The organism is Bradyrhizobium sp. (genome assembly GCF_049581145.1).
Lineage (GTDB): Bacteria > Pseudomonadota > Alphaproteobacteria > Rhizobiales > Xanthobacteraceae > Bradyrhizobium.
Genome location: NZ_JBAURI010000720.1, coordinates 1 through 7,552, shown reverse-complemented (window position 1 = coordinate 7,552; position 7,552 = coordinate 1). Strand labels below are relative to the sequence as shown.

Sequence of the window (7,552 nt, the reverse complement as noted above, 5' to 3'; positions counted from 1 at the left end):
GGATTCCCGTGATCGACCCGACCCAGGCGGCCGTGACCATGGCGCTGGGCACGGTGCAGTTCGCGTCGACCTGATCGTCCGTCGCTCGGTTCACGCTGCCCGATTGCGTCGACGCGACCCGGCCCATCAGCCTTCCGGCGGCGGCACCGCGCCGGTGCGGCTGGTGATCAGGCCGTAATGCTCGGTGCGGCGGTGGCGGGCGAAGTCGAAGATCGTGGTCTTGCCGAACACGGTTGCGTCGAGATCACAGGTGTGCAGCAGCAGCTCGTCGTCCTCGGTCCTGGCCTCGGCCATGATCTCGCCGTTCGGATCGACGATCAGGCTGCCCCCGATCAGCGGAAAGCCATCCTCGACGCCGGCCTTGGCGACGGCAACCACCCATGTGGCGTTCTGATAGGCGCCGGCCTGCACCGACAGGCGATTGTGGAACAGCCGCTTCTCCGGGCCCTCCTCGCTCCTCTGCGAATTGACCGAGGGCGTGTTGTAGCCGATCAGCACCATCTCGACGCCTTGCAGGCCCATGACCCGATAGGTCTCCGGCCAGCGCCGGTCGTTGCACACGGCCATGCCAAAAATGCCGCCAAGGGCGCGCCACACCTTGAAGCCGAGATCGCCGGGCTCGAAATAGCGCTTCTCCAGATGCTGGAAAGCGCGTTCCGGATCGAACTCCGAATGGCCGGGCAGATGCACCTTGCGATATTTTCCGACGATCCGAGCGGATTTGTCGGTGAGGATGCAGGTGTTGAAATGATGCCCGTCCGGCGTCAGTTCGGCATAGCCAAAACTCATCGCCATCTGATGTCGCGCCGCGCGCTCGAACAGCGGCTGCGTCGCCGCATTCGGCATCTGGCGCTCAAACCAGCTGTCGACCTCGGCCTGATCCTCGATGTACCAGCGCGGGAAGAATGTCGTCAGTGCCAGCTCCGGATAGACGATCAGATCGGCGCCGCCGGCCTTGGCCTCATCCATCAGCGCGATCATGCGCCCGACCACGGCTTCGCGACTGTCAGCCCTCTGGATCGGGCCAAGCTGGGCTGCGGCGAGATTGATAACGCGCATGGACAACGTCCTTGGAAGAGGGGTCGTGTAAAGGGGGGTCGAGGATCTGCCGTCCGTCGAAGGACGTTCTCGGCCGGAGCCAGCAGTTAGGATTCCGCGGCACGGGAAGTCAATTCCGAACCGGCGCCGGCATCATCACGGCTGATCTGCGTCGTCGCCATGCCGATCCGGGATTGCTCGTGCGAGGCACTCAATCGAAGGCAGGGCGGGCGGGCGGCTACAGCCAGTCGGGGCGCGCAATCGCATAGATCGGGCTCGACCACGCTTGATGCCCGTCCTCGGTGACGACGCTGACATAGAGCGGATTGTCGTGATCGGAACGCAGCGAAATGACCTGCTCGATCGTGACGCTCAGGCATGGATTGACGTCCGGCAGGCGATAGACCGTCAATTTGCGATCAAGTCCGCCATAGCTGAAGCTCAACGGTTGGTATCCGATCTCCGTGACCGGGATATCGAGCTTGCCCAGCGGCGTCTCGAGCGCCAGGCGACCGGCGCTCGCGTCGCGCAACGTCGCGTCGAAACCTGAGAAATTCCCCGTCGTGATCGAACGCCATGACAGGGCATGCTCGCTATCCCGCTGCAGCGGTCGATCCGGATTAAAAAAATTGACGGCGGCCACATGCTCGAAGGCATTGCCGTCGAGCGCGGCGCCGCCGTCCCATGCCGTCATCCGGAACCTGCCGCGATATTCGGCCCCACTCCAGATCACGCGGATGCGACGTCCCAACTGATCGACATGATAGGGCCGGTGCACGGCCACGATTTCGCGGCCATTGCGAATCTCGATCCGTTCGATCGGCGCCGCCGCGGATACGGCGATGGCGAGCGTTGCGGTATCGGCCGCCGCATAGACGATCGAACCCATCGCCGCGCGGACAACCGCCTGATGCGCCGACGGACCGAGCGCGGGATCGGCCGCGAATAGCTGGGCCTCGCCAGCGAATGAGACGGCCACGTCGAGCAGCACGCGCGCGCCCGTCGTGGCATAGTGACGGCGGGCACGCAGCGCCTCGAACACCGCGCGGCGCGACAACTCCGGCAATTGCAGACAGGTCAGTCCGCCATAGGCTCCGAACAGCGATGCGCCGGGCCCCTCGGCGCCCGGACGTCCCTTGTGCCCATCGCTGTTGGCGACGATGCCGACGCGGTAGCCGAGGTCGAAGGCGTCGTTCACGATCCATTCGAAGGTGCCCCAGCTCGAATGCACCTCGACCGCGGTCTCGATCGCGATGTCGTGAGCCACGGCGATATCGGCATAACGTCCGCCGACATGGGCAAAGGTGATAGCGTCTTCGCCGTCGCGCTTCAGCGCCGCGAACAGCGCGTTGGCGGTGTGGCAATCGGTGGCAAGGTCGGCGTGGTCCGCCACCAGCGCGTGCGACGACCGCCGGATGGGCCGGCCGCTCGCGGCGAAGAATACGTTGCGATCGCCCCCGAGCGCGGTATTGCCGGACCATTCGTAGCCTGGGGTGGTCACGAATCGGCCGGGCTCGTCAAAGCGCTGGTACAGCCGATCAAGCTCGCTCCAGAATTCTGGAGTGATCTGGAAATCATTGCCCTGATGCCCGACGATGTCGATGAAGGCCGTGTCGCGCGCAAAGGCGAAATAGTCTTCCGCGGCGTTGGTCCCGATCGTCTCGCCGCTCTGGGCATGGAAATCGGCCCAGTACAGCCGGCTCCGCGGGATCTCAGGGACGACCCGCATCACGTTGCTGACGGCGAGCCGCCCGCTGCCCCGCGCGCGAAGCTCGATCAGCAGATCGCCGTCCAGCGTCGGTCGCAGGCCTTCGATGACGGCCGTGGCCTGTCCCTCCGCGAGCGACAGCGCGGCCGGCAATCCCTCGACCGGAGCGCTCGCGCTCAAAATCAGTTCAACGGCTCCCTTGCCGGACGGGTTGCCCCACTGATCCTCGCTCCGCATCCGCAAGCTGAACGTCTCCGGCCGGCCGACGATGCTCGGCAGCACGGCGATCCAGCCACAGCGCGGACCCGCCTCGATCGCGATCAGCGGCTGCTGAGCGACCGGGACAAAATGGTAGCAGGCGATCGGATCGGCCAGCACATGGAACTCGAAAAACGGCTCGGCAAAAGTCTGGGTCCGCATACCCGGCGAGCCGCGCCTGCGATCGCCAAAACGCACCGTGATGGTGTCGCCCTCGCGCATGAATCCGCGCACCACCTTGATGTATAGCGTGCGATCCCACGGACGGGTGTTCTGCTTGTAGTCGAAGCGCGGCTCCAGCACCGCGCTGTTCGACGCCTCCACCGTCACGAAGCCGGGGCCTGTAGGATCGTCGAGCTGCGGCCTGGTCTGGTCGGAGGCGAAGCGGAAGCAGATTTTGATGCTGCCGGAATCGTCGATGCCGAACCTGCCGGCGGTGTAGATCAGGGTGAAGGATTGCCATGAGCCGGCCTCGACCGCACCATCGGGTGCAACCGTCGCGGTGCCGGCGAGTTCGGGCGGCACCGGATAGGGTTGCGGCTGCCAGTTTGCCAGCGGACGGTGCGGCCCCGCCGATGGCGGTGCGCGGTTGTGAGAAATCTTGTCCATGAGGTTACCGTTGCATGCCCCAACGGCGAACCGTGCGGCGTTCGATGAAGCGGAAGATCACGCTCTCGACCAGAAGGCCGATCATGATCACGACGAACAGGCCGGCGAACACCGAGGGTGTCTCCAGCTCATTGCGGTTCTCGTAGATGAACCAGCCGAGGCCGCCGGAGCGCGAGGTGGCGCCGAACACGAGCTCGGCCGCGATCAGCGTGCGCCAGGCAAATGCCCAACCGATCTTGAGCCCGCTGATGATCGACGGCAGCGCCGCGGGGATCAGAATCAGCATCACGTAGCGTACGCCGCGCAAGCCGTAATTCTGCCCGCTCATGCGCAGCGTCTCGTTGACCGAGGTGAACCCGCTCAGCGCGTTGAGCGCGACCGCCCACAACACCGAATGCACGATCACAAACACCAGGCTGCCCTGCCCCAGTCCGAACCACAGCATGGCCAGCGGCAACAGGGCAATGGCCGGGAGCGGATTGAACATCGCGGTGAGCGATGTCAGCAGATCCTGCCCGATCGCCGTCGATACCGCGAAGGTGACGAGGATGGCCGCCAACGTAATCCCGATCCCGTAGCCGATCAGCAGCACCCGCAGCGATGACGCCAACCGCTCGAGGAGCGGCCCGTGCGCCACGGCATTCCACAGTGCCACCAGCGTCTCGGAAAACCGCGGAAACAGCAACGAATTGTTGACGTGGAGCGCATAGAGCTCCCAGATCACGGCAAGGCAAACCAGCAGCAGAACCCGCCGCGCGGCCGCGTTGGTGAGCAGCCTTTCGAGCAGCGACAACCTGCGTTCGACGTCGAGATTGGCAGGCACGTCGGCGACGGCATTGTCAATCTCGGGACGGACGGTCAGTACGGTCAGCATCTGGCTCATGATCGCTGCTCCGCCAAGGGCTTTTGAAACAGCATGTCGTGGATGCGACGCTGCAGGGCGGCAAAGCCCGGCGCCTCGATGTCGGCGAGCGTGAATTGATGGGCGTTGAATTCGGCCCTGACCCGTCCCGGATGCGGGCTGAGCACCAGAACGCGTGAGCCCACCAGGATCGCTTCCTCGATCGAATGGGTGACGAACAGCATGGTGAACGCGGTCTGCTGCCACAGGCTGAGCAGTTCTTCCTGCATCCTGCGCCGCGTCAGCGCATCCAGCGCGGCGAACGGCTCGTCCATCAACAGAATGGCAGGCTCCATCGCCAGCGCGCGAGCGATCGCGACCCGCATCTTCATGCCGCCGGACAAGGTGTGGGGAAACGCATCGACGAACCGGCCGAGGCCGACCTTCTCGATGACCTCGTCGGCACGCTGCTCGATCTCGCGGGCCGGGAAACGCCGGGTCACGCGCATCGGGAAGGTCACGTTGTCCCGCACGCTCTTCCACGGCAGCAATTGTTCGAATTCCTGGAACACCATCAACCGATCGGGCCCCGGCGCCGTGATCAGCCGCCCATCCAGCTTCATTGCGCCCGACACCGGCGCCAGGAAGCCGCCGACTGCCTTGAGGATCGAGGACTTGCCGCAGCCGGATGGGCCGAGCAGCACGAAACGGTCACCGGCGTAGACGTCGAAATTGACGTTCCATGTCGCGGTGACCAGGTGCTCCCACGTCTTGTACTGAAGCACGAGGTCACGAACCTCGAGCAAGGCATGCCCCGACACGCGCGGCTCCATCGCGATCCCGTCAGCTGCCCTGACCAGCATGGAGCGCTCCCACGAAGAAGTCCTTCCAGGACGTCGGCTCCTGCTTGAGTAGACCGACGCGCTTCATCAGTTGCGCAAGCTGCAGGGTTGCCGACGGCTCGATGCTGAAGGTGAAATCGGGCCGGGCGAGAATGGCCTCCAGCACGCCACGGTCGGTCTTCTCGTGCGTCACGGCGAGATATTTGTCGATAGTGCCGCTCCGATCGGCGGCGATCGAGGCAAACGCTTCACGCAGCGCGGCGTAGAATGCCGCCATCACCTTCGGATTGTTCTGCACGAAGGCATCCTTGGCGTAGACCACACTGAAGGTCGATGGCCCGCCGAACGCCGCGAATGAATCGGTGATCTTGCCGATGCCGGGATGCTCAAGCAGGATTTCCTGATAGGGCGAGCTCGACACATAGCCGGAGATCGGGCTGTTCGGCGACATCAAGGCCGCAACCGCATCGGGGTGCTGCATCGCGACCGTCAGGCTGTCGAGGTGACTGGCTTGCCCCGGGCCGAATGTCCGCTCGGCCGCCGCCATCAACGCCAGCGCCTGGAACGATGTGCGGATCGACGGCACGGCGATCCGATCGTCCGCGGTGAAATCGGCGAGCGACTTGACGTTGGGCTTGTTGGTGAGAATATCCATCGGCGAGGAATTGAGCGCGGCGACGCCCTTGACCTTGAAAGACGTGGTGGTGCGGTCCCACAACACCAGCATCGGCGCGGTGCCGCCGGCGACCATGTCGACGGAATCCGAGATCAGCGCATCGTTGAGGACGCTGCCGCCGCCGAGACGGATGTATTCGGCGGATATCTTGACGCCGAGCTTGTCGGCTTGGCGCTCCCAGAGATGATCGTGCTCCATCACGATCAACGGCAGATAGGCAAGGCCGAACTGGGTGGCGACCCTCACCGTGCCGGTCTCGGCCCGAGCCGCGCCGGCGCTCGAAGCGACCGCCAGCAACGCGCCAAAGACCGCGCACCTTATCGCGGCATCAAGCGATGTCTTCCATCTCATTTTGGACTCCCACGAACTCATGTGCAAGACGGCCTCTGAGATGAGCGCTTCCGTGTATTGGCTCCGGCTTCTTGCCGGTTGCGGCGGCGATGCAGGACGATGGTCGTCCGCATCGCGTCATCGGCGCGCGCCCCGCGTTGCAACCGTTGTGGCAACCCTTGGCGCAACCCTTGGCGCGGCGGTGATCGGTGAGATATCGAGCGGATAGTCGCTCGCCGGGATATGAATGCGCTGAAACGAGATTGGCGCGCGCCCATAGCTGAATGCCGTGACTTCGAGCACCATCGCGGATCCGCGCTTGGGCGCATCGAGCAGCCGCGCCATCTCGGCCGACAGGCAATCGGCGCGAATGAACTGCTCGACGCTGATGGTCGGCGCACCGAATTCGTCGGCGAACAGCCTCTTCAGGTTGACGCTGTCGAATGCCGCGACCGGCAGCGCGAGAATGCGGGAGAAGCGCGTCGCCGGCAGCCAGATCTCGCTGTAGCAGGAGAATTTGCCGCCAATATCGACCAGTCGCTCGATATCGATGTAGCCGAGCGGATCGCTGCCGAGCGCGCGACGCAGGCCGTCATCGCTCTTGACCTTGCGCCGCTTCAGCAGGCGGGAAAAGACCGGCAGCATCGCGTCGCTCTGCGGGTCCCGAAAGCGATAATGCCAGAGATCGGTGACCGGCTGCCGCGGCTGGGCGATGAAGGTGCCGCGACCGTGTTCGCGGCTGATCCAGCCGTCGGAAGCGAGCCCGCTGAAGGCCTTCTGCACCGTGCCCAGACTGACATCGAGCGCTCCGGTCAGTTGCTGATCCGGCGGGAGTTGCACGCCCGCGCGCAGCTCCGCCGCCTGGATCAGTCCGATGATGGCGTTCTGCAGCTGAAGGTAGCGGGGAACGCCTGGCGAAAACGAACGAGCGAACGCCGCCGCGATCGACGCGATATCGCCGAGCCGCGAAGGCGGCGGCGCGGGCTCTGCAAGCGATGTTTTTGCCATCACGGTTCCTGACCGCCCCTACAGCGCCATGTATTGCTTTACATGTCAATAGCCATAGAGCTACACATCTTTGGCTCGGGCCCTTCGGCCCCGTCTCAGGAAAGGCGACCCATGTCCGTCGCGCCGTTTGCGTTCGTCGCCCTTCCGGCCGGGCGCAGCACCATCAAACCACGCCAGACCGGTCTCACCATGATGATCGACAATGGCTTGCCAACAGGCTTTCACCTCGATCTGCTGGAGAC

Annotated in this window: 6 protein-coding genes; all 6 read right to left on the bottom strand. The window is 64.5% G+C overall.

All coding sequences use genetic code 11. The features are described from left to right. Window positions 1–126 precede the first annotated feature (126 nt). A complete protein-coding gene (locus WCB02_RS23390) occupies window positions 127–1,059 on the bottom strand; it encodes an N-carbamoyl-D-amino-acid hydrolase (RefSeq protein ID WP_423961859.1) in 933 nt (310 codons plus the stop codon). Window positions 1,060–1,276: 217 nt separating this feature from the next. After that, window positions 1,277–3,613, bottom strand: coding sequence for a DUF3604 domain-containing protein (locus WCB02_RS23385; protein WP_423961857.1), 2,337 nt, complete (start codon window positions 3,611–3,613; stop codon window positions 1,277–1,279). A 4-nt stretch (window positions 3,614–3,617) separates the two neighbouring features. Next, window positions 3,618–4,487 (bottom strand): ABC transporter permease, encoded by an 870-nt coding sequence (locus WCB02_RS23380; RefSeq protein ID WP_423961861.1) that lies wholly within the window; start codon window positions 4,485–4,487, stop codon window positions 3,618–3,620. A 5-nt stretch (window positions 4,488–4,492) separates the two neighbouring features. Continuing rightward, a complete protein-coding gene (locus tag WCB02_RS23375) occupies window positions 4,493–5,317 on the bottom strand; it encodes an ABC transporter ATP-binding protein (protein WP_423961856.1) in 825 nt (274 codons plus the stop codon). Beyond that, entirely contained in the window at window positions 5,298–6,323 is a 1,026-nt protein-coding gene (locus tag WCB02_RS23370; protein ID WP_423961854.1) for an ABC transporter substrate-binding protein, read from the bottom strand. Before WCB02_RS23370 ends, WCB02_RS23375 begins: the two co-directional genes overlap by 20 nt. A 117-nt stretch (window positions 6,324–6,440) precedes the next feature. Beyond that, a complete protein-coding gene (locus tag WCB02_RS23365) occupies window positions 6,441–7,310 on the bottom strand; it encodes a GntR family transcriptional regulator (protein ID WP_423961853.1) in 870 nt (289 codons plus the stop codon). Window positions 7,311–7,552: the final 242 nt, after the last annotated feature.

Bases quoted from the DNA above. Each gene is read 5' to 3' on its own strand.
- WCB02_RS23390 (WP_423961859.1), bottom strand. From the start codon at position 1,059: ATGCGCGTTATCAATCTCGCCGCAGCCCAGCTTGGCCCGATCCAGAGG.
- WCB02_RS23385 (WP_423961857.1), bottom strand. From the start codon at position 3,613: ATGGACAAGATTTCTCACAACCGCGCACCGCCATCGGCGGGGCCGCAC.
- WCB02_RS23380 (WP_423961861.1), bottom strand. From the start codon at position 4,487: ATGCTGACCGTACTGACCGTCCGTCCCGAGATTGACAATGCCGTCGCC.
- WCB02_RS23375 (WP_423961856.1), bottom strand. From the start codon at position 5,317: ATGCTGGTCAGGGCAGCTGACGGGATCGCGATGGAGCCGCGCGTGTCG.
- WCB02_RS23370 (WP_423961854.1), bottom strand. From the start codon at position 6,323: ATGAGATGGAAGACATCGCTTGATGCCGCGATAAGGTGCGCGGTCTTT.
- WCB02_RS23365 (WP_423961853.1), bottom strand. From the start codon at position 7,310: ATGGCAAAAACATCGCTTGCAGAGCCCGCGCCGCCGCCTTCGCGGCTC.